This is a genomic window from Blastococcus sp. SYSU D01042, from assembly GCF_054050515.1.
Window position 1 is genome coordinate 241,334 of sequence record NZ_JBJGZM010000003.1, and the last position, 24,183, is coordinate 265,516.

A 24,183-nucleotide genomic window follows, 5' to 3' on the forward strand; every position below is an offset into this window, starting at 1 on the left:
ATGAGCCGCTACGTCGAGCCCGGGGGCTCCTGGCGACCGTTCTGGATCGTCGCCGGGGCACTCGGGCTCTTCGTCGTCCTGGACCTGGTGCTGCCGGGCCCGGACGTCCCGCCGCTGCTCTGGCTGCTGGCCGCCGTCGGCGTGCTCGGCGCGGTGGGGATCGGCTGCCTGTCGGCCCGCCGGGTCTGGACCGTCCGCGTCGACGACGCCGTCCTGGCCGTGGGGCCGGACGAGGTCCGCCTCCGCGACGTCGATGCCGGGCACCTGGCCGCCGTCGAGGGCGGGGTGGACGCCGGCGCGCCGGTGCTGGGCGGGGGCTGGTCGCTGCCCCCGGGCCGCTCGGGCCTGCCGCTGCGGCTGACCGGGGGGCGCACCGTGCTGGTGCCCACGCGCGACCCCGCGGCGCTGCGCTCGGTGCTGCTGGCCGCTGTCCCGGACGCCTCCGGCGCTGTGTCGGACACCTCGGACCGGCGCACAGGAGGAGAAGGGACACTGGGGTCGTGACCTCGCCGGACAGCTCGCCGTTCCCCTACGAGGCCCCGGTCTCCGCCGACCTCTTCGCCCGCGGTCGCGCCGTCACCCCGGGCGGGGTGAACAGCCCGGTGCGCGCGTTCCAGGCCGTCGGGGGCACCCCCCGGTTCATGGTCGAGGGCTCGGGCCCGTGGCTCACCGACGCCGACGGGCGCCGCTACGTCGACCTGGTCAGCTCGTGGGGGCCGCTGCTGCTCGGGCACGCGCACCCCGCCGTCGTCGAGGCCGTCACCGCCGCCGCGCGCCGCGGGCTCACCTTCGGCGCGCCCACCGAGGGCGAGCTGGACCTGGCCGAGGAGATCCGCGACCGGATGGCGCCGGTCGAGCGGGTCCGGCTGGTCAACTCCGGCACCGAGGCGGTGCTGTCGGCGGTCCGGCTGGCCCGCGGCGTCACCGGGCGCCCGCTGGTCGTGAAGTTCGCCGGCAACTACCACGGCCACGTCGACGCCCTGCTGGCCTCGGCCGGCTCCGGGGTGGCCACCCTCGGCCTGCCCGACACCCCCGGCGTCACCACCGGGGCGGCCGCGGACACCGTGGTGCTGCCCTACAACGACGTCGCCGCCGTCGAGGCCGTCTTCGCCGAGCGCGGGCCGCAGATCGCCTGCGTCATCAGCGAGGCGGCCGCCGGGAACATGGGCGTCGTCCCGCCGGAGCCCGGCTTCAACGCCGCGCTGCGGCGGATCACCGCCGCGCACGGCGCCCTGCTGGTCCTCGACGAGGTCATGACCGGCTTCCGGGTGTCCCGCTCGGGCTGGTACGGCCTGGACCCGGTCGACGCCGACCTGTTCACCTTCGGCAAGGTCATGGGCGGCGGGCTGCCGGCCGCGGCGTTCGGCGGCCGCGCCGACCTGATGGAGCACCTGGCCCCGGCCGGGCCGGTCTACCAGGCGGGCACGCTGTCGGGGAACCCCGTCGCCGTCGCCGCCGGGCTGACCACGCTGCGGCACTGCACCGACGAGGTCTACGCGCACTGCGACGAGGTCGCCGCCGTGCTCCGCGGCGCCGCCAGCGCCGCGCTGTTCGCCGCCGGCGTGCCGCACCGGGTGCAGCAGGCCGGCAGCATGTTCTCGGTCTTCTTCGTCCCCGACGAGCGCCAGGTGCGCAACTACGACGACGCCCGCACCCAGGACGTCGGCCGCTACACCGCCTTCTTCCACGCGATGCTCGCCCGCGGCGTCTACCTCCCGCCGTCGGCCTTCGAGTCGTGGTTCGTGAACGCGGCGCTCTCCGGCGAGGCGCTGGACCGCGTCCTCGAGGCGCTGCCCGCCGCGGCCCGCGCCGCCGCGGAGGCCGGCACCGCCGCCACCGGCCCGGTGCAGAGCGAGCGGTCCTCGTGAGCGGGACGACGACGGTGCACCTGCTGCGGCACGGCGAGGTGCACAACCCGGGCAAGGTCCTCTACGGGCGGCTCCCGGGGTTCCGGCTCTCGACGACCGGCGAGGCGATGGCGGTCGCGGCCGCCGAGTGGTTCGCCGGGCACGACGTCACCCACCTGGTCTCCAGCCCGCTGGAGCGCGCGCAGCAGACCGCCGGGCCGCTGGCCGAGGCGACCGGGCTGCCCATCGGCACCGACGACCGGCTGATCGAGGCGGGCAACGCGTTCGAGGGCATGGTCGTCGGCGGGGCCGGCGGCGTCTTCCGGGCGCCACGCAACTGGTGGAAGCTGCGCAACCCGTTCCAGCCGTCGTGGGGCGAGCCCTACGTGGAGATCGCCGCCCGCATGCTCGGGGCGGTCGAGGCCGCCCGCGACGCCGCCCGCGGGCACGAGGCGGTGCTGGTCAGCCACCAGCTGCCCATCTGGACGGTGCGCCTGCACCTCGAGGGCCGCAGCTACCTGCACGACCCCCGCCGCCGCGAGTGCGCCCTGGCCAGCGTCACGTCGGTGACCTACGACGGCGACCGCTTCGCCGGGCTCACCTACGCGGAGCCCGCCGGCGCCACCGACCCGGACGCGGTGCCCGGCGCATGAGGAGGCTGCTGCTCGTGCTGGCCGCCGGAGCGCTCGCGCTCACCGGCTGCACCACCGGCGACGGCGCCGTCGACGTCAACAACGGCGGCGAGTTCCGGTTCGTCGAGGGCACCCCGCGCGGCGAGGTCATCCCCGAGGACGAGCGGGCCGGCGCGCCGGAGTTCAGCGGCACGCTGCTGGACGGCGGGGACTTCTCCTCCACCGAGCTGACCGGGGACGTCGCCGTCGTCAACTTCTGGGGGTCCTGGTGCGGGCCCTGCCGGGTCGAGTCGCCGGAGTTCCAGGAGGTCTACGCCGACGTGCGCGACCAGGGCGTGCAGTTCCTCGGGGTCAACGTGAAGGACACCGAGCAGCTCGCCCGCGCCTTCGAGCGCAACTTCGGCATCGAGTTCCCCTCGCTGTCCGACCCGCGGGGCGAGGTGGCGCTGGCCTTCCGGGACTACCCGGCCAGCGCCATCCCGTCCACCATCGTGCTGGACCCGGAGGGCCGGGTCGCCGCGGTGTACACCGGCGAGCTGCGGCAGGACGACCTGCGCGCGGTGATCGACCGGTTGCTGGGGGAGGGCTGAGGTGGGGGAGACCTTCGCCGACCTGGTGACCGACGGCCCGCTGCTCGTCGCGGCCGCGGTCGCCGCCCTGGTCGGGCTGATCAGCTTCGCCTCGCCGTGCGTGCTCCCGCTGGTGCCGGGCTACCTCTCCTACGTCACCGGCCTGGTCGGCTCCGGCGCCCAGGCCGCGACGGCTCGGACGACGGCGGCTCCGGCGGGGACGACGGCGGCCGGCGGCGCGACCGCCACCGCGGTGCGCACCGACGAGCGCGCCCCCCGCGGCCGCATGGTGCTGGGCGCGGTCCTGTTCGTCTCCGGCTTCACCGCCGTCTTCGTGGCCATCACCACCGCGTTCGGCGGGCTGGGCCGGCTGCTGCTGGTCCACAACGAGGTCATCACCCAGGTCATGGGCGGGGTCACCGTCCTGGTCGGCCTGGGCTTCCTCGGCTGGCTGCCGCTGCTGCAGCGCACCAAGCGGCTGACCGTGCGGCCCACGGTGGGACTGGCGGGCGCCCCGCTGCTCGGCGTCGTCTTCGGGCTGGGCTGGACCCCGTGCCTCGGGCCGACCCTGGCCGCCGTGCAGAACCTCGCCTTCGCCGAGGCCACCGCCGGCCGCGGCGCGCTGCTCGGCCTGGCCTACTGCCTGGGCCTGGGCGTGCCGTTCGTGCTCGTCGCGCTCGGCGCCCGCTGGGCCGTGGGGGCCACGACCTTCCTGCGGGTGCACGCGCGCACGGTCACCCGCGTCGGCGGCGCGGTGCTGGTGCTGGTCGGGCTGCTGCTGCTCACCGGCGCGTGGACCGAGATGATGCAGTGGCTGCGCTCGTGGCTGGCCACCAGCGGCTTCGCGGAGACCTCCCTGTGAGCGGACAGCGGCGGGAGCATCGCAGCGAGGAACGAGCGAGGAGCGGATCGGCGCGCGGGAGCGAACGGAGAGCATGGTGACGACCACCGCCCCCGCGCCGCCCGCGGCACCCGTCCCCCCGGCGCGCCCGTCCGCGGGCCGCCGCGTCGCCGCCCGGCTGCTCGGCTGGTGGCGCCGGCTCACCGCGATGCGCACGGCGATCGTGCTGCTCTTCCTGCTCGCGCTGGCCGCGGTCCCCGGGTCGCTGCTGCCCCAGCGCTCGCTGTCGCAGACCAACGTCCGCCGGTACTTCGCCGACCACCCGGACCTCGCGCCGGTGCTCGACCGGCTGTACCTGTTCGACGTCTTCAGCTCGCCGTGGTTCGCCGCGGTCTACCTGCTGCTGTTCGTCTCGCTCATCGGCTGCGTGCTGCCGCGCGCCGTCGAGCACGCCCGCGCGCTGCGCTCCGCCCCGCCGCCGGCGCCGCGCAACCTGCTGCGGCTGCCCGACTCGGGGACGGTGGCCACCACGCTGCCGCCCACCGAGGCGCTCGACGTCGTCGAGGAGGAGCTGCGGGTCCGCCGCTACCGCGTCGTCCGCCGCGGGGACGACGTCTCCGCGGAGAAGGGCTACCTCAAGGAGACCGGCAACCTGCTGTTCCACCTGTCGCTGGTGGCGCTGCTGCTCGGCCTGGCCGGCGGCAAGCTCTGGGGCTACGAGGGCAGCATCCTGGTCACCGAGGGCGACGGGTTCTGCAACTCGTTCCAGCAGTACGACACCTACTCGTCGGGCCCGCTCGTCGACACCGGCGACCTCTCGCCGACCTGCGTGGACCTGGAGCGGTTCGAGGCCGAGTACGAGCCGGACCTGACCGCGTCGTCGTTCACCGCGGACATCCGCTACGGCGCCCCCGGCGAGGAGGGGACGGCGACGACGATCGGCGTCAACGACCCGCTGCGGTTCGACGGCGACCGCCTCTACCTGACCGGGCACGGCTTCAGCCCGACGTTCAGCGTCACGCTGCCGGACGGGGAGTCCTACTCGGACCTCTCGGTGCCGTTCCTGCCGTCGGACCCCTCGACCATGGCCAGCGAGGGCGCGCTCAAGCTGCCCGACGTCGGGGCGGGCGGCGGGGCCGAGCAGCTGGCCCTCGAGGGGTTCTTCGCCCCGACCGGTCTGGTGCAGGGCGGCGTCCTCACCTCGATCGACCCGCGCCCGCTGGACCCGAAGGTCGCCGTCGTCGCCTACCAGGGCTACCTCGGCCTGGACTCCGGGCTGCCGCAGTCGGTCTACTCGCTGGACGCCGGGCAGATCGAGCGCGGGCGGCTGACCGAGGCGGGCGCGGCCAACCTGTCGCTGGGTGACTCGATGACCCTCGAGGACGGCACGGTCATCACCTTCAGCGGCTTCAAGGAGTTCGCCGCGCTCCAGTACTCGCACGACCCGGGGCAGGTCTGGGTGCTGGTGGCGGCCATCTCGCTGCTCACCGGCCTGCTCGGTCTGCTGCTGCTGCGGCGGGAGCGGGTCTTCGCCCGGGTCGCCCCCTCCCCGGACGGCGGCGGTACCGTGCTGACGCTGGCCTCGCTGACGCGGGGCAGCGGCGAGAGCGCTCCCCGCTTCGCCGCCCTCACCGACGACGTGGGGGCCGCGTTCGCCGCCCGCACCGCAACGCACCCGGAGGCCCCGCGTGACGCCTGACCAGTCGCTCCTCGACCTGTCGGACACCTTCTTCTCGATCGCCGTGGCGCTGTACTCCGTCGCGCTGGTCGCCTTCTGCGCGGAGCTCGCCTTCGGGCGGTCACGGGCGCAGACCCGCGAGCTGGTCGCCGCCGGCGGTGGGCCGGTCCCGGACGACGCGGACGCCGCCGGGGACGCCGGTGCCGGGGAGCGCCGCCGGGCCCAGCGCCTCAGTGCGATCGGCATCGGACTGACCGTCCTCGGGGCGCTGGCGCACGCCGCCGTCCTGGCCTGCCGCGGGTTCGCGCTCGACCGGCTGCCCTGGGGCAACATGTACGAGTTCGCGACCGCGGTCGTGCTCGTGGCGGTCGTCGCCTACGTCGTGCTGGCGCTGCGCTCGCCGGCCCTGCGGCACATCGGCGTCTTCGTCCTGGCCCCGGTGGTGCTGGGCATGGTCGCCATCGGGCTGTTCCTCTACGTCGAGGGCGGCCCGCTGATCGCCGCCCTGCGGTCGAGCTGGCTGGCCATCCACGTCAGCGCGGCCATCATCGGTTTCGGCATCTTCATGGTCAGCGGCATCGCCAGCGTGCTCTACCTGGTGCGCAGCAAGGACGAGCAGAAGCCGGCCGGCGAGCGCGGCACCGGCTTCGTCTCGCGGCTGCCGGCCTCGTCGGTGCTCGACCGGCTGGCCCACCGCACCGCCGTCTTCGGCTTCCCGATCTGGACGTTCGCTGTCATCGCGGGGGCCATCTGGGCGGAGAGCGCCTGGGGCCGGTTCTGGGGCTGGGACCCGAAGGAGACCTGGTCGTTCATCGCCTGGGTCGTCTACGCGGGCTACCTGCACGCGCGGACGACGGCCGGCTGGCGGGGGCGCCCCGCGGCCTGGGTCAACGTCGTCGGCCTGGTGATCATGGTCTTCAACCTGACCTTCGTGAACCTGGTGTCCAGCGGGCTGCACAGCTACGCCGGCGTCGAGTAGCCGCAGCCCCTTCCGGCCCGCCCGCGGTCACGGTGGGTGATACCGCGGCGCGGCGGACCGCGTGTCGCCGGTCGATGCCGGACCCGCGTGCTCCAATGCAGCCATGACGGCTGGTCCGAGGTCCGGTGGAGGTCACCGTGGGTAAGCACACGGCGGCGGAGGACGCGACGGTGCACCCGCTCGTGGCCGACGCGCTCGCCCGCCGCACCGGGGCACCGGCCGCGGCGCACGCGGAGGACGCCACACCCCGCAGCGGGAGCACCGGCTGGCCCGAGCCCCCGCCGAGCGGAGGCGGCGCGGTGGGCTGGCCGGGCGAGCTGGACGAGGTCAGGCCGTCCGACGGCGCCGCCGAGCGGGCGGTGCCGGAGCCGCGCCGGGGCTGGCGGCGGCTGTTCGGGGCGAGCCCGGCCGCCTAGTGGAAGGACCCCGTCCCCCTCACCGCTCGCACGCTCGCGGCGAGCCTCCGGACGGGGCCGACCGCCAGGCGACCTCCGGGCTGCTCGGTGCGGCTACGCGGGGGAGCCGTCGTCCCGGCGGGTGCGGCGCTCCAGCTCGCGCAGGAACTCGGGGTCGTCGTCGGGGGCGAGCGGCCGGGTGGGCCGCTGCGGCCGGGGACGGCGGGGCGGCCGCGGGGCGCGCAGACCACCTCCGGGCCCGCCCGGGCTGGCCGCCGCACGCATGACCAGCGCGATCACCACGATCGCCGCCACGAGCACCACCAGGAAGATCACGGTCCCACCCCCTCGTCCACGACCAGCGTACGTCCGCGGCGATACTCGGGGGTGACCCACGAACGGGCGGCCGGCACGGACGCCGTCGCCACCAGGACGGAGACAACGCCATCGACGCCGTGGACCGGCACCTGATCGAGCTGCTGCGGGCCAACGGCCGGGCCAGCTACGCCGAGCTCGCCCGGCAGGTGGGGCTCTCCTCGCCCGCGGTGCACGAGCGGGTGGGCAAGCTCGAGGCGGCCGGCGTGATCTCCGGCTACCGCGCGGTCATCGAGCCCGCGGCGGTCGGCCTGGACGTCACCGCGCTGATCGGCGTGATCGAGAGCGACTCGGTCGACGACACCGGCCTCGAGGCCGCCATGCGCGAGGTGCCCGGCATCGAGGACTGCTGGCGGGTCGCCGGCAGCGAGGGCTACGTGCTCAAGGTCCGTGTGGCGGACATCCCGGCACTCGAGGCCACCGTCAACGCGTTGAACCGGATCAGGGGCGTGGCACGCACCCGCACCACCGTGGTGCTCTCGACCAAGTGGGAGGGCCGGCATGGCTGAGACCGACGACGTGAGGGGGGCATCCCCGGTGACCCCGGCCGGCCCGGCCGGCGGCCCGGCGACCCCGCCGAAGGTGCTGCCCTGGCTGCTGATGCACACCGTGGGCCGCCTCGGCATCTTCGCCGTGGCGTCGCTCTTCCTCCTGTGGGTGGGCCTGGACCCCTTCTCCAGCATGCTCTTCGGCCTGCTGCTGTCGATGCCGATCGCCTACTTCCTGCTGCGCCCCTCCCGGGAGCGGCTGAGCGAGGCGCTCGTCGCGCGCAGCGCCGCCCGGCGGGCCGAGAAGGAGCAGCTGCGCAGCCGGCTCAGCGGCGAGCAGCCGCCCGCCTAGCGCTCAGCCGCCCGTCCCTCAGCCGCTCAGCGCGAGGCCGGCACCGAGCAGAACGCCGGTCACCAGCGTGAGCCGGCCGGTGCCGGCCAGGGCGGCGATGAGCGCCGGGCCTCGGCCGCCGGAGAGCACGGTGCGGACCGGCGGGACGGCCGGCGGCACCGCGAGCAGGGTGATCAGCACCCAGGGGCGGACGACGCCCACGGCCACCACCACGAGCAGCGCGACGGCCAGCAGCGCGGTGTAGGCGTACCGGGTGGCCCGCTCGCCGAGCAGCACCGCGAGGGTGCGCTTGCCCGCGACCTCGTCACCCGCGATGTCGCGCAGGTTGTTGACGACCAGGATCGCCACGATCAGCAGCCCGATGGGCACCGACACGGCGACGGCCAGCCCCGGCAGCGTGCCGGTCTGCACGTAGGTCGTGCCGACGACGGCGACCAGGCCGAAGAAGACGAAGACGAAGACCTCGCCGAGCGCCCGGTAGCCGTACGGGATCGGCCCGCCGGTGTAGGTCCAGGCGGCGAGGATGCACACCGCGCCGACGGCGACCAGCCACCAGCTGGACAGCGCCGCGAGGACCAGCCCGGCGACGGCCGCGGCGGCGAAGGAGAGCAGCGCGGCGACCAGCACCGCCCGCGGGGACGCGGCGCCGGAGCCGACCAGCCGCATGGGTCCCACCCGGTCGGCGTCGGTGCCGCGGGTGCCGTCGGAGTAGTCGTTGGCGTAGTTGACCGCGACCTGCAGGGCGAGCGCGACCACCAGCGCGAGCAGCGCCTCCGGGAGGCGGAAGCCGTCGAGCGCGGCGGCGGCGCCGGTGCCCACGAGCACCGGCGCGAGCGCGGCGGGGAGGGTGCGGGGCCGGGCGCCGGCGATCCACTGGGCGGGGGTGGCCACTCAGACCTCCGGGATCAGGGCGGCGACCGCGCGGCGGTCGGGCTTGCCGGTGTGCAGGGTCGGGACGGCGTCGAGGACGTGCAGCTGCCGTGGTGCCGCGGGGGGACCCAGCCGGTCGGCCACCCAGCGGCGCAGCTCGGCCAGCTCGGGAGCGGGAGCGGGTCCCCCCGAGGGGACGACGGCGGCGACGACCCGCTGACCCCACTCCGGGTCCGGCCGGCCGAGGACGACGGCGTCGGCCACGCCGGGGTGCTCGCGCAGCGCCGCCTCGACCGCGGCGGGCGCCACGTTCACGCCGCCGCTGATGACGACGTCGTCCAGCCGGCCGTGCACCGTGAGCCGGCCGTCGTCGTCGAGCGTGCCGGCGTCGCGGGTGCGGAACCAGCCGCCGGCGAAGGCGGCGGCTGTGCCCTCGGGGTCGAGCCGGTAGCCCGACGCCAGCACGGGGCCCGCCAGCTCGACGCCCTCAGCGGCGGAGCGGACGGTCACGCCCTCGAGCGGGACGCCGTCGTACACGCAGCCACCGGCGGTCTCGGTCATCCCGTAGGTCGTGACCACGCGGACGCCGGCCGCACGGGCGCGGGCCAGCAGCGCGGGGTCGGTCGCGGCGCCCCCGACGAGCACGGCGTCGAAGCTGCGCAGCGCGTCGGGCTCGGTGTCCAGGTAGCGGACGAGCTGGGTGGGCACCAGCGAGGTGTACCGGCGGTCACCGGCCGGCATGCGCGCGACAGCGGCCGCGAGCGCCTCCCCGCGGTGCAGCGTGACCGCCGGGCGGCCGGCGAGCTCGCTGCGGCAGAGGATCTGCAGCCCGGCGATGGCCGAGACGGGCAGCGCGAGCAGCCAGCTGCCCGGCCCGCCCAGCCGGTCGAGGGTGGCGGCGGCCGATGCCCGCACGGCGCCCGCGGGCAGCAGCACGCCGCGGCCCGCTCCGGTGGAGCCGGAGGTGATCACGACGAGATCGGCCCGGGGCTCGAGCGGTTCGTCGGCGCGCAGCACCGCCCGGGCGGCCTCGACCGCCGCCGGCGGGCCCGCGGGGAGCACGGCCAGCGGCTGCTCGCCGGCCAGCGCCGCGCGCACGTGGTCCTGCGTCAGCTCGGCCGCGGGGACGAGGGAGAGGTGCCGGGCCACGAGGGACGAGCGTACGGCCGGGCCCCATACAGTGACCGGCGTGATCCCGAAGCCCGTGGTCGGCGGTGCACCGGCGCTGGACGCGCGGGTCTGGTCGTTCCCCATGCGCACCCGCTTCCGCGGCATCGACGTCCGCGACGGCGTCCTCCTGCGCGGCCCGGCCGGCTGGGGCGAGTTCTCCCCGTTCTGGGACTACGACGTCGACGAGAGCCGGCGCTGGTGGGCCGCCGCCGTGGAGGCCGCCACCGAGGGGTGGCCGGCACCGGTGCGCTCCTCGGTGCCGGTGAACGTCACCGTGCCCGCCGTGGACGCCGAGCGGGCGCACGCGATCGTGTCCGCGTCGGGCTGCCGCACCGCCAAGGTGAAGATCGCCGAGCCGGGGCAGGCCGAGGCCGACGACCTGGCCCGCGTGGAGGCCGTCCGCGATGCGCTCGGCCCCTCCGGTGCGGTCCGGGTGGACGCCAACGCCGCCTGGGACGTGGACACCGCCGTCACCCGCATCCGGGCGCTCGACGCCGCCGTCGGCCTGGAGTACGTCGAGCAGCCGTGCGCGACGCTGCCCGAGCTGGCCGCGCTGCGCCGGCGGATCGACGTCCGCGTCGCCGTCGACGAGGGGGTGCGGCGCTCGGCCGACCCGCTGCAGGTGGACCTGCGCGAGGCCGGCGACGTCGTCGTCCTCAAGGTGCAGCCGCTGGGTGGCGTGCGGGCCGCGCTGCGCGTGGCGGAGGCGCACGGGCTGCCCTGCGTCGTCTCCTCGGCGCTGGAGAGCTCGGTCGGCATCGCGGCCGGGGTGGCGCTGGCCGCCGCGCTGCCGGAGCTGCCCTTCGCCTGCGGGCTGGCCACGGTCGCGCTGTTCACCGACGACGTGTCGAGCAGCCCGTTGCTGCCCGTGGACGGCGCGCTGCCGGTGGTGCGGCCCGAGCCCGACCGCCTCGACGCGGTGGCCGCCGACGCCGCGACCGCGCAGCGGTGGGCCGACCGGGTCGCCGCGGTGAGCGCCGCGTGAACCCCTCGACCGCCTTCGCCCGCGTGCTGGTCGACGAGCTGCTGCGCGGCGGGGTGACCGACGCCGTCCTGGCCCCCGGCTCGCGCTCGGCGCCCGTCGCCCTGACCCTCGCGGCAGCCGAGCGCGCGGGGCGGCTGCGGCTGCACGTGCGCATCGACGAGCGGACGGCGGCCTTCCTCGCGCTGGGGCTGGCCAAGGCGTCCGGCCGGCCGGTGCCGGTCCTCACCACCTCCGGGACGGCGGCGGCGCACCTGCACGCCGCCGTGCTGGAGGCCGACGCCGCGGGTGTCCCGCTGCTGGCGCTCACCGCGGACCGGCCGCCGGAGCTGCGGTCGACCGGCGCGAACCAGACCATCGAGCAGGCCGGGCTGTACGGCGGGGCGGTGCGGTGGGCGGTCGACGTCGGCGTCCCGGAGGCCGGCCGCGAGGCGGCGCAGAACCGGTACTGGCGCTCGCTGGTGGCCAAGGCGCTGGTCACCGCGGCCGGGACGTTGTCCGGCGACCCGGGGCCGGTGCACCTCAACCTGGCGCTGCGCGACCCGCTGATGCCCGAGGACGCCGACGGCGGCCTCGACGGCCCGTGGGCCGGCCGCCCCGACGGCGCCCCGTGGACGGCCGTCACCCGGCCGGCGGCCCCCGCGATGGAGGCCGGCGGGCTGCCGGCGCGGACGCTCGTCATCGGCGGCGACGGAGCGGTGCCGGCCGGGGAGCTCGGCCGGCCGGTGCTCGCCGAGCCCAGCAGCCCCGCGTGGGGGGCGAGCCTGCGGGGCGGGGTCCTGCTCCTCGGCGCCCGGGACTGGCTGCCCGCGCACCGGCCCGAGCACGTCGTGGTGCTGGGCCGGCCGACGCTGTCCCGGCCGGTCAACGCGCTGCTGGCGGACCCGGAGGTGACGGTCGAGACGGTGAGCGCGGCGCCGCGGTGGGCCGACGCGGTGCGCAGCAGCACGCGGGTCGGACGGGACCTCGCCGCGGCCGGGACGGGGGCCGTCGACGAGGCCTGGGCGGACGCCTGGCGCTCGGCCGCCGACCGGGTGGGCGCCGCCGTCGACGCGCTGCTCGACGCCGCTCCGGAGCTGACCGCCGCCCGCGTCGCCCGCGACGTCGTCGCCGCGCTGCCGTCCGCTGCGCTGCTGGTGCTCGGGTCCTCGACCCCGGTGCGCGACGTGGACCGGCTCGCGGTGCCGCGGGCGGACCTGGCCGTGCTGGCCAACCGGGGCGTCGCCGGCATCGACGGGACCATGTCCACCGCGATCGGTGCGGCGCTCGTGCACGGCGGCCCGGCGTTCGCGCTGATGGGCGACCTGACGTTCCTGCACGACCTCACCGGCCTGCTGACCGGTGAGGGGGAGCAGGTCCCGGACCTGACCGTGGTCGTGCCGGACAACGACGGCGGCGGCATCTTCGCCCAGCTCGAGCCGGGCGAGGAGCGCTACGCCGAGGGCTACCGCCGGGTGTTCGGGACGCCGCACGGCCGCGACCTGGTGGCGGTGGCCACGGCGCTGGGCTGGGCTGCGTCCAGGGTGGCGACGGCGGACGAGCTGACGGCGGCGCTGTCCCTCGGCGGTCCCCGGGTCGTCGTCGTCCGCACCGACCAGCGGACGGAGGCCGCCCTGGCGGCCGAGCTCCGCGCGGCCGCCGCGGAGGCGCTCGCGTCGGGGTAGCGGTCGGTCAGCCCTCGAGCGCGTCCTGGAACGCGGCGAACTTCGCCTGCGTCTCGGCCAGCTCGGCGGCCGGCTCGGAGCCGGCCACGATGCCGCAGCCGGCGAACAGGCGCGCGCCGCCGTCGGGGGTCAGTTCGGCGCAGCGCAGCGCCAGCCCGAACTCGCCGTCGCCGCGGGCGTCCATCCAGCCGACCGGGCCGGCGTAGCGGCCGCGGTCCATGCCCTCGAGCTCGCGGATGAGCGCGGCGGCGTCGGCGGTCGGGGTGCCGCAGACGGCGGCGGTGGGGTGCACCGCGCCGACCAGCTCCAGCAGGCCCGCCGTGCCGCGCTGGGTGCCGACCACGTCGGTCGCCAGGTGCCGCACGTTCGCGAGGGTCAGCAGCGCGGGCTCGTCCGGGGCGGTCAGCCGGCTGCAGTAGGGGTCGAGCGCGCGGACGAGGGACTCGACGGCCCAGGCGTGCTCCGCGCGGTCCTTCGCCGAGGCCAACAGCGCCGCGGCGAGGCGGTCGTCCTCGGCGCCGGCGCCGCGGGCCGCCGTCCCGGCGAGCACGCGCGAGGACAGCTCCCGGCCGGTGCGGCGCAGCAGCAGCTCCGGGGTGGCGCCGAGCAGGCCGTCGACGGCGAAGGTCCAGCAGTCGGGGAAGCGCGCGGCCAGCCGGCGCAGCAGCCGCCGGGGGTCCAGCGCGGGCTCGGCGGTGACCAGCAGGTCGCGCGCGAGCACCACCTTGTCCAGGTCGCCGGCGACGATCCGGTCCACGGCGGTGGCGACGGCGGCGCACCAGCTGGCGGGGTCGAGGGCGCCGTCGGCGTAGCGCAGCCGCGGTGCCGGTCCGTCGACCGGCCCGGCGGCGGGCAGCTGCGCGGGCGCGTCGGTGCCGACGGTGGTGAGCCAGCTGACGCCGTCGCGGCGGCCGACGACGACCTCCGGGACGACGAAGACCGACGTCCCGGCCGCCGGGTCGAAGGCGATGCTGCCGAACAGCACCGGCCCGGATCCCGGGACGTCGAGGTCGTCGGCGACGTCGAGCCCGGCGGTGTACTCGTCCCACCAGGCGGCGGCGTCGGCCAGCGCGGTCGGGCCGGAGACCTCCAGGCGGGCCGCCTCGCCCCAGCCGACGAGGCCCTCGCCGCGGCGCACCCAGGACAGCCCGGCGTGCGCGGGGACCAGGGCGGGGAGTGCGGCGGCCGCCTCGGTCCGGACGGTCGTGACGGTGCGCGCGGCCGCGGGGCGGGCGGTGAGAGCGGGCGCGGGCACGAGTCCAGCGTAGAAGGCCTTGTAGCGTCGACGCCGTGGCAGACCGGCGAGACACCCCGCACACCGCCGGACGCCGGGCCGACCTCGACAAGCGCCCGGCCGACGTCGCCGCCATGTTCGACGGCGTCGCGAAGCGCTACGACGTCACCAACACCGTGCTCTCCGGCGGTCTGGACGCCTCCTGGCGCCGCGCCACCCGGCAGGCGCTCGCTGCCCGGCCGGGGGAGACGGTGCTCGACGTCGCTGCCGGGACGGCGGTGTCCACCGTGGAGCTCGCCACCGGCGGGGTGCGGGCCATCGCGTGCGACTTCTCGCAGGGGATGCTGCGGGCCGGTGCCGCGCGGCCGGTGCCCAAGGTGGCCGGTGACGCGATGGCGCTGCCGCTGGCCGACCAGAGCGTCGACGGCGTGGTCATCTCCTTCGGCCTGCGCAACGTGGCCGACCCCGACGCCGCCCTGCGCGAGTTCCTCCGGGTGACCCGGCCCGGCGGCACGCTGGTGGTCTGCGAGTTCTCCCGGCCCACCTGGACGCCGTTCCGCACCGTCTACCTCGAGTACCTGATGCGGGCGCTGCCGCGGATCGCCCGCGCGGTGAGCAGCAACCCCGAGGCCTACGTCTACCTGGCCGAGTCCATCCGGGCCTGGCCCGGCCAGCCCGAGCTCGCCGGCCGCCTCCAGCAGGCCGGCTGGGCCGACGTGGCCTGGCAGAACCTCACCGGTGGCGCCGTCGCCCTGCACCGGGGACGCCGTCCGGCCTGAGCACGGGCTCAACCGCGGTCGAGCACGCAGAACTCGTTGCCGTCGGGGTCGGCCAGCACGACCCAGCGCGCGTCGGCGCCCTGGCCGATGTCCAGCCGGCTCGCTCCGAGCGCGAGGAGCCGCTCGACCTCGCCCTCCTGGTCGCTCCCGGCGTCGGGGGCCAGGTCGAGGTGCAGCCGGTTCTTGCCCTCCTTGGCCCGCACCGGGGGTCCGCCCCAGGTGATCTTCGACCCGCCGCGCGGTGACTGCACGGCTGTCTCCTGGTCCTGGTCCCAGACGAGTGGCCAGCCCAGCGCGCGGCTCCAGAAGTACCCGACCGCCTGGGAGCCGTCGGAGGAGACCGCGCCCAGGACGCCGCAGCCGGCGAGGAAGCGGTTGCCGGGCTCGATGACGCAGAACTCGTTCCCCTCCGGGTCGGCGAGCACCACGTGTCCTTCGTCGGGGCGCTGGCCGATGTCGATGTGCCTCCCGCCCAGTTCGACCGCCCGGTCCACGGTGGCCTGCTGGTCGCCGGCGGAGGTGCTCGTCAGGTCGAAGTGCATCTGGTTCGGCACGGACTTGGGCGCCTCGGTCGGCGTGAAGCGGATGGCGAAGCCGGCGTCGTCCGGCGGGAGGAGCGCGATGCCGCCGCGGGGGTCCGCCGCCGCCGGCCGGCCGAGCACCCCGGACCAGAAGGCCGCGAGGCCGGGCGGGTCGAGGGCGTCGATGGTCAGCGCGACCAGGTGGCACGTCATGCGGGCTCCGCTCCACTGCCGGGGAGCGCGACGCTAGGCCGTGCGCGGAGCCCGGTGCAACGCCGATTCCCGGCCCCCGCCCGGGCCCGGACGGCCGCAGGCGAGGGGGTGGGAAGACGGTGCCGCCGGGTCTAGCGTCGTCCCATGACGAGCCCGCCGTCACCGCAGCCGCCGTCGCCGTCGCCGACCGACCCCATCCCGCCACCCGAGCCGGCTCCCTACCCGGTGCCCGACCCGGGTGACCCGATCGCGCCCCCGCCGTCGGGACCGCAGCCGGTCTGACCCGTGCGCCGGGCACCGTTCGCCGACCGCCGCGCGGCGGGCCGGCTGCTCGGGGAGCGGCTGGCCGGTGCGGAGCCCGGCGACGTGCTCGTGCTCGGCCTCCCCCGCGGGGGAGCGGTGGTCGCCGCCGAGGTGGCCGCCGCGCTCGGGGCGCCGCTGGACGTCCTGCTGGTCCGCAAGCTCGGGCTGCCCGTGCAGCCCGAGCTCGCGATGGGGGCCGTCGCGGCGCTGGGGGACGCCGTCGAGACCGTCCGCACCGAGCGGGTGCTGGCGGCCGCCGGGGTGGACGACGCGACCTTCGCGCGGGTGCGCGACCGCGAGCTCGCCGAGCTGCGCCGTCGCGCGGCCGCCTACCGCGGTCACCGCCCGGCTCCTGCCGTCCAGGGCCGGACCGTCGTCCTGGTGGACGACGGGCTCGCCACCGGGTCGACGGTGCGGGCCGCCCTGCAGGCCCTCGCGGCGCAGCGGCCCGGACGCACCGTGGTCGCCGTCCCGGTGGCCGCGCCGAGCGCGCTGGATGCGGTCGCCCCGCTCTGCGACGACGTCGTCTGCCTGCTGGCGCCGCCGGCGTTCCGCGCCGTCGGCGGGGCGTACCGGAGCTTCGCCCAGACCACCGACGACGAGGTCCGCGAGGTGCTGCGGAGTCACACGTAGGGCCCGCTTCCACCCTGTCGATGCCGACCGGCAGCGGCGGCGGGCGTGACCCTGGGCGGCCCACCCAGGGACGCCGGCGCTCCCACTTGAGGAGGAACCCTGAGTGATCGTGGCGGTGGAGCGACCTAGCGCTGCAGAGAAGACGACCTGGTGCCGCGCGCACGCACCTCGATTCGTCCACGAGTACGTGCCCACCGGCGCTGAACCCGACGGCAGTGACCTCGCCGCGCAGGCGGACCACTGGGTGCGGGTCGACAGCGGCCGGTGGGCCGAGGCGCTGGAGCTGGAGCGCAGCAACGGGGTCGCCGTCTGCGACAGCGACCCGCTGAAGCTGCACTACAGCTGGTGCCTGGCCGCGATCGGCGCCGCGCCCTGGGAGAGGTTCGGGCTCGGGGGTGTAAGAATTGTCGTACCTCGAACGTATGTTCGATGCATGATGGTGACCGAGGAGCGGCCTCGCGAGGGCGGGCTGGTCGAGTGGTGGCTGGCGCAGCCCCCATCGGCGCCGGGGTTGCCGCTGGAGCTGCTGTCCACGGCGGAGATGGTCGCCGAGCTGCAGCGGGTGCAGGCCCGGAAGGCGATGGACGCCGCCTACGAGGCGGAGCTGCTGATGGGGCTGGCCGCCGACCGCCCCGACGCCGACGACCCGCCGCCCGGGCACCCGGGTGCGCGCCGTCGGGGTGCGGGCTCGCCGGTGCCGGGCACCTCGGAGTTCCTGCCGGACGAGCTGGCGATGGTGCTGAACTGCTCGCGGTCCTTCGCTGCCGACGTGCTGCTCGATGCGTTCCAGCTGGTGGAGCGGATGCCGGCGGTGCATGCCGAGTGCGCCGCGGGCCGGTTGGACTGGTTCCGGGCGCGGGTGTTCGCCGACGTGCTGGCCACCGCCTCCGACGAGGTGGTCGCGGTGGTCGTGCCGGCGGTGCTGCCGCTGGCCGCGGAGCTGTCGTCGGGGCGGCTGCGCAAGCGGCTGATCGCCGCCGCCGAGGCGGCGGACGAGGAGTTCGCCGAACGGCGCCGCCTGGAGGCCGAGCGGCGCGCCGCGGTGCGCCTCCACCCGACCGGCGACGGCATGTCGAACCTGTCCACGGAGCTGCCCGCACCGGTGGCGGCGGCGATGTGGTCGGTCATCGACCGGGCGGCGCAGCTCGCGAGGACTGCCGGCGATGACCGGCCGATCGAGTTGCTGCGCGCCGAGGCGCACGCCGCCCGCGTGCTGAACCCCGGCGGCGGCGACGCACCGGACGTGACCGCCCACCTGACGCTGCACGCACCCGTGTCCGCACTCCACCGGCCGGGGCGCCCCTACCCCGAGCGCACCTCTGCCCCGGCCGGCACCGCGGAGAAGGTGGCGCGGGCGGCCTCCGGTGACACCGGCCCCACCGTGAACGGCACCCCGATCACCGCCGCCCACCTCCGCGAGCTGCTCGCCCAGCTCGGTGCCCTGGGCGTGCAGGCACCTGCTGGCGGCGGCCTCTCCCTCGCACTCTCCGACGACGCCGGCGTCCTGCTGGCCACCGTCACCGCCGCGGAGCTCACCCGGCTGGCCGCCCGCGGTTGCCCCGACCACGGCCGGACCGCCGACTGCGGGTGCCCCGTCCTCGGCCCACCGGCCGAGGTGCCCGGCTACGCGCACACCGCGGCCCAGGAACGCTTCCTCCGGCTCCGCGACCGCACCTGCCGCCACCCCGGCTGCGCCCAGCCCGCCGGACGCACCGACCTCGACCACGTCGTCCCCTACGACTGCGGCGGACGCACCGGTTGCTCCAACCTCTGCTGCCTGTGCCGCACCCACCACCGGCTCAAGACCTTCGCCCGCGGCTGGCGGTTCGAGATGCAACCCGACGGAATCCTCACCGTGACCACCCCGACCGGCATCACCCGCACCACCCGACCACCCGGCCTGCGCGACCCCCGCGAGCAGGCAGCCCTCCCCGCTCCCGCGCCGGCTTCGTCAGGCCCGGAGGACGAGCCACCGTTCTGACTGCCCGCGCCGTTCCTGCCGGTCAGGACCTGGCCGAAGCCTGCCTCGCGACAGGTGTGACGCATCCCTCCCCGGGGGGCGGCTGTCGTATTGGTCACACCCCGGCCTACAGTGGGGATCGGGTTCGCTTGTGAAGCATTTCACAAAGTCGGCGAGGGAGTGGGAAGCGTGCCAGGGACGAGCGACCGCACCGCCGACGTCATCGTCGTCGGTGCCGGTCCGGCCGGATCGGCGGCTGCATGGCAGCTGCGGCAGTCCGGTCGTGACGTCGTCGTCCTGGAGAAGGCCGCCTTCCCGCGCGAAAAGGTCTGCGGCGACGGCCTCACGCCACGGGGGGTCAAGGCGCTGCAGGACCTCGGGCTCGACACCTCCCCGGCCGCCGGGTGGGTCCGGCACAAGGGCCTGCGGGTGCACGGCGGCGGTGTCGTCACGGAGGTGGACTGGCCGCGCCTGCAGTCCTGGCCCGACTACTCGCTGGTCCTGCGCCGGAGCGAGCTCGACGCCCGGCTGGCCGCGCACGCCGAGGCCGCGGGCGCCCGCCTGCACACCGGCATCACGGTCACCGAGCCGCTCCTCGACGACGCCGGCCGGGTGGCGGGCGTGCACGCCGAGGCCGGCCCCGACCGCGAGCCGCAGCAGTGGCGGGCGCCGCTCGTCGTCTCCGCGGAGGGGCTCTCCGGCCGGCTGGCCAAGTCGCTGGGCCTGGTGCGGCGCGAGGACCGGCCGCTGGGCGTCGCCGTCCGCCGCTACGTGCGCAGCCGCCGGGCGGCCGACGACTACCTCGACATCTCCTTCGACCTGACCGCGGACGGGCCGTCCCGCGACTCGATGCCCGGCTACGGCTGGATCTTCGGCATGGGCGACGGCACCGCCAACGTCGGCTTCGGCCTGCTCGACACCCGCCGGGGCACCGGCGCCGACCACCGCCAGGTGCTGCGCACCTGGCTGGACACCTTCCCCGCCGAGGACGGGCTGGGCGAGGACGACGCCGTCACGCCGCTGCGCGGGGCGGGCCTGCCGATGGCGCTCAACCGCGGACCGGCCTACACCCGGGGCCTGCTGCTGGCCGGCGACGCCGCCGGCACGGTCAACCCCTTCAACGGCGAGGGCATCAGCTACGCGCTGGAGACCGGGCGCATGGCGGGCGAGGCCGCGGCCGAGGCGCTCGACCGGCCCGGCGGCCCGGCCCGCGAGCAGGTGCTCCGCCGCTACCCCGATCGGCTGCGCGCCGCCTACGGCCGGCACCACCGGCTGGGCATGGGCTTCCTCGCGCTGCTCGCCCGCCCGGACGTCGTCCGCTTCACCACCGCCCACGGGCTCAAGCGGCCGGCGCTGGTCGCGGCGGCGCTGCGGCTCATGGGCAACCTCACCGACGGCCGGGACGGCGACGCGGTCGACCGCGCCGTCACCGCCCTCACGCGCCTGGCCCCGGCGGTCTGAGATGACTTGCCGCGTCGACACGACGACAACCCGTTCCGCCGCTGCGCGGAACGTGATCGTCCTCACTCTAGGGTGGCGCTGATGCTGTCGACCTACGTCCCGATCCTGGGGCTCTTCGCGCTGGCCGCGGCGTTCGCGCTGTTCTCGGTCACCGCCGCGCCCTACGTCGGCCCCCGCCGCTTCAACCGGGCAAAGCTCGACGCCTACGAGTGCGGGATCGAGCCGGTCGACCAGCCGCTCACCGGCGGCCGCTTCCCGGTGAAGTACTACCTGACCGCGATGCTCTTCATCGTCTTCGACATCGAGATCGTCTTCCTCTACCCGTGGGCCGTGCACAACGAGGCGCTCGGCGTCTCCGGCCTGGTTGCGATGGTCGTCTTCATCGCCACCGTCTTCATCGCGTTCGCCTACGAGTGGCGGCGCGGCGGGCTCGAGTGGGACTGAGGGGAGTCTGACCATGGGTCTCGAGGAGAAACTGCCCAGCGGCGTGCTGCTGACCAGCGTGGAGAAGCTGGTCAACTGGACGCGCAAGTCCTCGCTGTGGCCGGCCACCTTCGGCCTGGCCTGCTGCGCGATCGAGATGATGGCGACCGGCGCCGGCCGCTACGACCTCGCCCGCTTCGGCATGGAGGTCTTCCGGGCCTCGCCCCGCCAGGCGGACCTGATGATCGTCGCCGGCCGGGTGAGCCAGAAGATGGCGCCGGTCCTGCGGCAGATCTACGACCAGATGCCCGAGCCCCGCTGGGTGCTCGCCATGGGCGTCTGCGCCAGCTCCGGCGGCATGTTCAACAACTACGCCGTCGTGCAGGGCGTCGACCACGTCGTCCCGGTGGACATGTACCTGCCCGGCTGCCCGCCGCGGCCGGAGATGCTCACCGACGCGATCCTCAAGCTGCACCACAAGATCATGAACGAGCCGCTGGGCGAGAAGCGCGCCCGCGAGCTCGCCCGCGCCCGGGCCGAGGGGACGGCGAAGGAGCTGCACGTCGAGATGCCCTCGACGGTGCGCGTGGACAAGGCCGCCCGCCGCGCCTACGAGGAGGCCGCCGCCGCGGGGCGCACCGGCCAGTTCGCCATCGACCAGCGCGGGGGCAACGCCGTCCTGCTGCCGGAGGAGCGGCCGAGCGGCATGGGGAAGGCCTGGCGATGAGCAACGACGGCGGCGAGGTCGTACCCGGCCGCGAGGAGGCCGGGTACGAGGACGCGACCGCACCCTCGGGTGGCTTCCGCAAGGGCGCCTTCGGGGTCAGCGGCAGCGGCGACACCTCGGGCTTCGGCGGCCTGGTGCGGGTCGAGCCCGGCGGCGCGGTGGCGCTGCACTCGACCGAGCGCCCGTACGGCGGCTGGTTCGACGAGGTCACCGACGCGCTCGTCGACGCCGTCGGCGAGGCGACCTACGCCGCCGCCGTGCAGCGGGTGCTGGTCGACCGGGGCGAGATCACCTATTTCGTCGCCCGGGAGCACCTGCTCACGCTGGCACAGGCGCTGCGGGACGACGAGGCGCTGCGGTTCGAGCTGTGCAGCAGCGTCTCCGGCGTCGACTACCTCGACAGCGGCGGCCCCGCGGTCGCCCCGCACCGGCCCCGGCTGCACGTCGTGGTGCACCTGACGTCGATGACCTACCGCCGGCGGATCCGGCTCGAGGTCGCCGTCACCGCGGAGGACCCGCACGTCCCCTCCCTCACCGGCGTCTACCCGACGGCGGACTGGCACGAGCGGGAGACGTTCGACATGTTCGGGATCGTCTTCGACGGACACCCCGCGCTCACCCGGATCCTCATGCCCGACGACTGGGACGGGCACCCGCAGCGCAAGGACTACCCGCTGGGCGGCGTCCCGGTCGAGTACCACGACGCGACGATCCCGCCCCCGGACACGCGGAGGGCGTACCGATGAGCACCACCTACGACCCCTACGCCGGCTCCCGGGAGACCACCGAGGGCCGCGTCTACACCGTCACCGGTGGCGACTGGGACCTCGCCTTCGCCGACGCGCAGGGCGAGGAACGGCTCGTGGTCAACATGGGCCCGCAGCACCCCTCGACCCACGGCGTCCTCCGGCTCGTGCTCGACCTCGAGGGCGAGACGGTCACCAAGGCCCGCGTGGTCATCGGCTACCTGCACACCGGTATCGAGAAGAACACCGAGTACCGCAACTGGGTGCAGGGCACGACCTTCGTGACGCGGATGGACTACCTGTCCCCGCTGTTCAACGAGGCCGGCTACTGCCTCGCGGTCGAGAAGCTGCTCGGCATCGAGGCGCCGCAGCGCGCCCAGACGATCCGCGTGCTCGTCATGGAGCTCAACCGGATCGCCTCGCACCTGGTCGCGCTGGCCACCTTCGGCATGGAGATGGGTGCCCTCACGGGCATGACCAACGGCTTCCGCGAGCGGGAGATGGTCCTCGACCTGCTCGAGGAGATCACCGGCCTGCGGATGAACCACGCCTACATCCGGCCCGGCGGCCTGGCTCAGGACCTGCCCGAGGGGGCCACCGACAGCATCCGCGAGTTCCTGCGGATCTTCCCGAAGCGGGTGGCCGACTTCCACCGACTGCTGACCGGTCAGCCGATCTGGCAGAACCGGCTCAAGGACGCCGGCTACCTCGACGTCACCGGCTGCGTGGCGCTCGGCGTCACCGGGCCGGTGCTGCGCGCGGCGGGCCTGCCCTGGGACCTGCGCAAGGTGGAGCCCTACCTCGGCTACGAGACCTACGACTTCGAGGTGCCGACCGCCGACACCAGCGACGCCTGGGGCCGGTACCTGGTGCGCATGGCCGAGGTCAACGAGTCGCTGAAGATCGTCGCGCAGGCGCTGGACCGGCTCGAGCCGGGCCCCGTCATGGTCGACGACAAGAAGATCGCCTGGCCCGCGCAGCTGTCCCTGGGCGCCGACGGCATGGGCAACTCGCTGGACCACGTCCGGCACATCATGGGTCAGTCGATGGAGGCCCTGATCCACCACTTCAAGCTGGTCACCGAGGGCTTCCGGGTGCCGGCCGGGCAGGTCTACCTGCCGGTCGAGTCCCCGCGCGGCGAGCTGGGCTTCCACGTCGTCAGCGACGGCAGCACCCGCCCGTGGCGCGTCCACGTGCGCGACCCCAGCTTCGTCAACCTGCAGGCCACGGCGGCGATGAGCGAGGGCGGCATGATCGCCGACGTCATCGCGGCCATCGCATCGATCGACCCGGTCATGGGTGGAGTGGATCGCTAGATGAGTGCACTTCCTGGTTCCGCCGAGGGGACGGCGGTGACGGGGCTCGACTCGAGCCCGGTCCAGCCCGCGCCGGCGGACCTCCCGCCGCTGACCGAGCAGACCCGGCTCGAGGCGCGGGAGATCATCGCCCGCTACCCGAAGGCGCGGTCGGCCCTGCTGCCGATGCTGCACCTGGTGCAGAGCTACCAGGGCTACGTCTCGCCCGAGGGTGTCGCGCTGTGCGCGGAGGAGCTGCACCTGACCAAGGCCGAGGTGGGCGCGGTCGCGACGTTCTACACGATGTACAAGCGCCGCCCGACCGGCCGGCACCTGGTCAGCGTCTGCACCAACACGCTGTGCAGCGTGCTCGGCGGGCAGCGGATCATGGACGCGCTCTCCGCCGACCTGGGCGTGCACCACGACGAGACCGCCGCCGACGGCTCGATCACCCTCGAGCACGCCGAGTGCCTGGCCGCCTGCGACTACGCCCCGGTGGTCACGGTCGACTACGAGTTCTACGACCAGCAGGACGTCGACAGCGCGCGGGAGCTGGTCGCGGCGCTGCGCCGCGGCGAGAAGCCGGCGCCCACGCGCGGTGCCCCGCTCACCGACTTCCGCGGCATCTCCCGCCAGCTGGCCGGCTTCTCGCAGCACGCGGACGCCGCCGCCGCGAGCGCGGCCGTCGACGCGCCCGGCGCGCTCGGCCCGACGCTGGCCGGGCTGCGGCTGGCCGAGGAGCGCGGCGAGTCCGCACCCGCCATGCCGGCCCGGGCCGGCGCTCCCGCGCCCGACACCGCGGAGCCGGCCGCGACGGTCGCCCCCTCCGGGCGCACCGGGGAGACCCCGGCCGAGGAGGCCGCCGACGCGCGCGTCGCCGCCGCCGACAACCCCGCCGAGCGGGCCGGCGCCGCGCAGGCCCACCCGGACAAGGGCGCCGAGTACGGCCGCGGCCGGCCCCCCGGCGGGCTGGACGAGCAAGGCACCGACACACCCGCAGGGACCGAGCCGGGCACGTCCGGCCAGGGTCCCGGGAAGGCCTGAGG

General features: G+C 75.8%; 27 protein-coding genes. 22 read left to right on the forward strand and 5 right to left on the reverse strand.

Going from position 1 to position 24,183, the window contains the following annotated elements; all coding sequences use genetic code 11:
* From ACI79H_RS07805 to ACI79H_RS07840, 8 genes are all read left to right on the forward strand, one after another.
* Entirely contained in the window at positions 1-504 is a 504-nt protein-coding gene (locus ACI79H_RS07805; RefSeq protein WP_456553814.1) for a hypothetical protein, read from the forward strand.
* Entirely contained in the window at positions 501-1,868 is a 1,368-nt protein-coding gene (hemL, locus tag ACI79H_RS07810; protein WP_456553815.1) for a glutamate-1-semialdehyde 2,1-aminomutase, read from the forward strand. Before ACI79H_RS07805 ends, hemL begins: the two co-directional genes overlap by 4 nt.
* Positions 1,865-2,500 (forward strand): histidine phosphatase family protein, encoded by a 636-nt coding sequence (locus tag ACI79H_RS07815; protein ID WP_456553816.1) that lies wholly within the window; start codon positions 1,865-1,867, stop codon positions 2,498-2,500. The genes hemL and ACI79H_RS07815 overlap by 4 nt, the downstream gene beginning before the upstream one ends.
* Positions 2,497-3,069 (forward strand): TlpA family protein disulfide reductase, encoded by a 573-nt coding sequence (locus ACI79H_RS07820; protein ID WP_456553817.1) that lies wholly within the window; start codon positions 2,497-2,499, stop codon positions 3,067-3,069. The genes ACI79H_RS07815 and ACI79H_RS07820 overlap by 4 nt, the downstream gene beginning before the upstream one ends.
* A 1-nt stretch (position 3,070) precedes the next feature.
* Positions 3,071-3,910, forward strand: coding sequence for a cytochrome c biogenesis CcdA family protein (locus tag ACI79H_RS07825; RefSeq protein ID WP_456553818.1), 840 nt, complete (start codon positions 3,071-3,073; stop codon positions 3,908-3,910).
* Between the two features lie 73 nt (positions 3,911-3,983).
* Positions 3,984-5,588 (forward strand): cytochrome c biogenesis protein ResB, encoded by a 1,605-nt coding sequence (gene resB, locus ACI79H_RS07830; RefSeq protein ID WP_456553819.1) that lies wholly within the window; start codon positions 3,984-3,986, stop codon positions 5,586-5,588.
* Entirely contained in the window at positions 5,578-6,546 is a 969-nt protein-coding gene (gene ccsB, locus ACI79H_RS07835) for a c-type cytochrome biogenesis protein CcsB (RefSeq protein WP_456553820.1), read from the forward strand. Before resB ends, ccsB begins: the two co-directional genes overlap by 11 nt.
* Before the next feature lie 137 nt (positions 6,547-6,683).
* Positions 6,684-6,962: a hypothetical protein gene (locus ACI79H_RS07840; RefSeq protein WP_456553821.1), complete on the forward strand. Its 279-nt coding sequence runs from the start codon at positions 6,684-6,686 to the stop codon at positions 6,960-6,962.
* A 93-nt stretch (positions 6,963-7,055) separates the two neighbouring features.
* Here ACI79H_RS07840 and ACI79H_RS07845 read toward each other — a convergent pair whose 3' ends face one another.
* Positions 7,056-7,277, reverse strand: coding sequence for a hypothetical protein (locus ACI79H_RS07845; RefSeq protein ID WP_456553822.1), 222 nt, complete (start codon positions 7,275-7,277; stop codon positions 7,056-7,058).
* Positions 7,278-7,396: 119 nt separating this feature from the next.
* Here ACI79H_RS07845 and ACI79H_RS07850 point away from each other — a divergent pair, with 119 nt between their 5' ends.
* Both ACI79H_RS07850 and ACI79H_RS07855 read left to right on the forward strand, forming a co-directional pair.
* Positions 7,397-7,825, forward strand: a complete 429-nt coding sequence (locus ACI79H_RS07850; protein ID WP_456553823.1) for an Lrp/AsnC family transcriptional regulator — start codon at positions 7,397-7,399, stop codon at positions 7,823-7,825.
* Positions 7,818-8,156 carry a DUF4229 domain-containing protein gene (locus ACI79H_RS07855; RefSeq protein WP_456553824.1) on the forward strand — a complete coding sequence of 113 codons (339 nt, stop codon included), beginning with the start codon at positions 7,818-7,820 and terminating at the stop codon, positions 8,154-8,156. Before ACI79H_RS07850 ends, ACI79H_RS07855 begins: the two co-directional genes overlap by 8 nt.
* Before the next feature lie 18 nt (positions 8,157-8,174).
* Here ACI79H_RS07855 and ACI79H_RS07860 read toward each other — a convergent pair whose 3' ends face one another.
* Both ACI79H_RS07860 and menE read right to left on the reverse strand, forming a co-directional pair.
* Positions 8,175-9,047, reverse strand: coding sequence for a 1,4-dihydroxy-2-naphthoate polyprenyltransferase (locus ACI79H_RS07860; RefSeq protein WP_456553825.1), 873 nt, complete (start codon positions 9,045-9,047; stop codon positions 8,175-8,177).
* Entirely contained in the window at positions 9,048-10,175 is a 1,128-nt protein-coding gene (menE, locus tag ACI79H_RS07865) for an o-succinylbenzoate--CoA ligase (RefSeq protein WP_456553826.1), read from the reverse strand.
* 40 nt (positions 10,176-10,215) lie between these two features.
* Between menE and ACI79H_RS07870 the strand changes: the two genes are divergently transcribed.
* Together ACI79H_RS07870 and menD are read left to right on the forward strand one after the other, a co-directional pair.
* Positions 10,216-11,181: an o-succinylbenzoate synthase gene (locus ACI79H_RS07870; protein WP_456553827.1), complete on the forward strand. Its 966-nt coding sequence runs from the start codon at positions 10,216-10,218 to the stop codon at positions 11,179-11,181.
* Positions 11,178-12,842, forward strand: coding sequence for a 2-succinyl-5-enolpyruvyl-6-hydroxy-3-cyclohexene-1-carboxylic-acid synthase (gene menD, locus ACI79H_RS07875; RefSeq protein WP_456553828.1), 1,665 nt, complete (start codon positions 11,178-11,180; stop codon positions 12,840-12,842). Before ACI79H_RS07870 ends, menD begins: the two co-directional genes overlap by 4 nt.
* Before the next feature lie 7 nt (positions 12,843-12,849).
* Here menD and ACI79H_RS07880 read toward each other — a convergent pair whose 3' ends face one another.
* Entirely contained in the window at positions 12,850-14,097 is a 1,248-nt protein-coding gene (locus ACI79H_RS07880) for an isochorismate synthase (RefSeq protein WP_456553829.1), read from the reverse strand.
* Between the two features lie 35 nt (positions 14,098-14,132).
* Here ACI79H_RS07880 and ACI79H_RS07885 point away from each other — a divergent pair, with 35 nt between their 5' ends.
* Positions 14,133-14,855, forward strand: coding sequence for a demethylmenaquinone methyltransferase (locus tag ACI79H_RS07885; protein ID WP_456553830.1), 723 nt, complete (start codon positions 14,133-14,135; stop codon positions 14,853-14,855).
* 8 nt (positions 14,856-14,863) lie between these two features.
* Here the strand turns inward: ACI79H_RS07885 and ACI79H_RS07890 are convergent, their stop codons facing one another.
* Positions 14,864-15,589: a VOC family protein gene (locus ACI79H_RS07890; protein WP_456553831.1), complete on the reverse strand. Its 726-nt coding sequence runs from the start codon at positions 15,587-15,589 to the stop codon at positions 14,864-14,866.
* Positions 15,590-15,733: 144 nt separating this feature from the next.
* Between ACI79H_RS07890 and ACI79H_RS07895 the strand changes: the two genes are divergently transcribed.
* The 9 genes from ACI79H_RS07895 to nuoE all read left to right on the forward strand — a co-directional run bounded on the left by ACI79H_RS07895 (position 15,734) and on the right by nuoE (position 24,181).
* Entirely contained in the window at positions 15,734-15,871 is a 138-nt protein-coding gene (locus ACI79H_RS07895; protein WP_456553832.1) for a hypothetical protein, read from the forward strand.
* Positions 15,872-15,874: 3 nt separating this feature from the next.
* Positions 15,875-16,525 carry a phosphoribosyltransferase gene (locus ACI79H_RS07900; protein WP_456553833.1) on the forward strand — a complete coding sequence of 217 codons (651 nt, stop codon included), beginning with the start codon at positions 15,875-15,877 and terminating at the stop codon, positions 16,523-16,525.
* Positions 16,526-16,712: 187 nt separating this feature from the next.
* On the forward strand, positions 16,713-18,506 hold the full coding sequence (locus ACI79H_RS07905) for an HNH endonuclease signature motif containing protein (RefSeq protein ID WP_456553834.1): 1,794 nt from the start codon (positions 16,713-16,715) through the stop codon (positions 18,504-18,506).
* Positions 18,507-18,674: 168 nt separating this feature from the next.
* Positions 18,675-19,946 (forward strand): geranylgeranyl reductase family protein, encoded by a 1,272-nt coding sequence (locus ACI79H_RS07910; RefSeq protein WP_456553835.1) that lies wholly within the window; start codon positions 18,675-18,677, stop codon positions 19,944-19,946.
* 81 nt (positions 19,947-20,027) lie between these two features.
* Positions 20,028-20,390 (forward strand): NADH-quinone oxidoreductase subunit A, encoded by a 363-nt coding sequence (locus ACI79H_RS07915; RefSeq protein ID WP_456553836.1) that lies wholly within the window; start codon positions 20,028-20,030, stop codon positions 20,388-20,390.
* A gap of 13 nt (positions 20,391-20,403) precedes the next feature.
* Entirely contained in the window at positions 20,404-21,096 is a 693-nt protein-coding gene (locus ACI79H_RS07920) for a NuoB/complex I 20 kDa subunit family protein (protein ID WP_456553837.1), read from the forward strand.
* Positions 21,093-21,842, forward strand: coding sequence for an NADH-quinone oxidoreductase subunit C (locus tag ACI79H_RS07925; protein ID WP_456553838.1), 750 nt, complete (start codon positions 21,093-21,095; stop codon positions 21,840-21,842). Before ACI79H_RS07920 ends, ACI79H_RS07925 begins: the two co-directional genes overlap by 4 nt.
* Positions 21,839-23,158: an NADH-quinone oxidoreductase subunit D gene (locus ACI79H_RS07930; protein WP_456553839.1), complete on the forward strand. Its 1,320-nt coding sequence runs from the start codon at positions 21,839-21,841 to the stop codon at positions 23,156-23,158. Before ACI79H_RS07925 ends, ACI79H_RS07930 begins: the two co-directional genes overlap by 4 nt.
* Positions 23,159-24,181 carry an NADH-quinone oxidoreductase subunit NuoE gene (gene nuoE / locus ACI79H_RS07935; protein WP_456553840.1) on the forward strand — a complete coding sequence of 341 codons (1,023 nt, stop codon included), beginning with the start codon at positions 23,159-23,161 and terminating at the stop codon, positions 24,179-24,181.
* Positions 24,182-24,183: the final 2 nt, after the last annotated feature.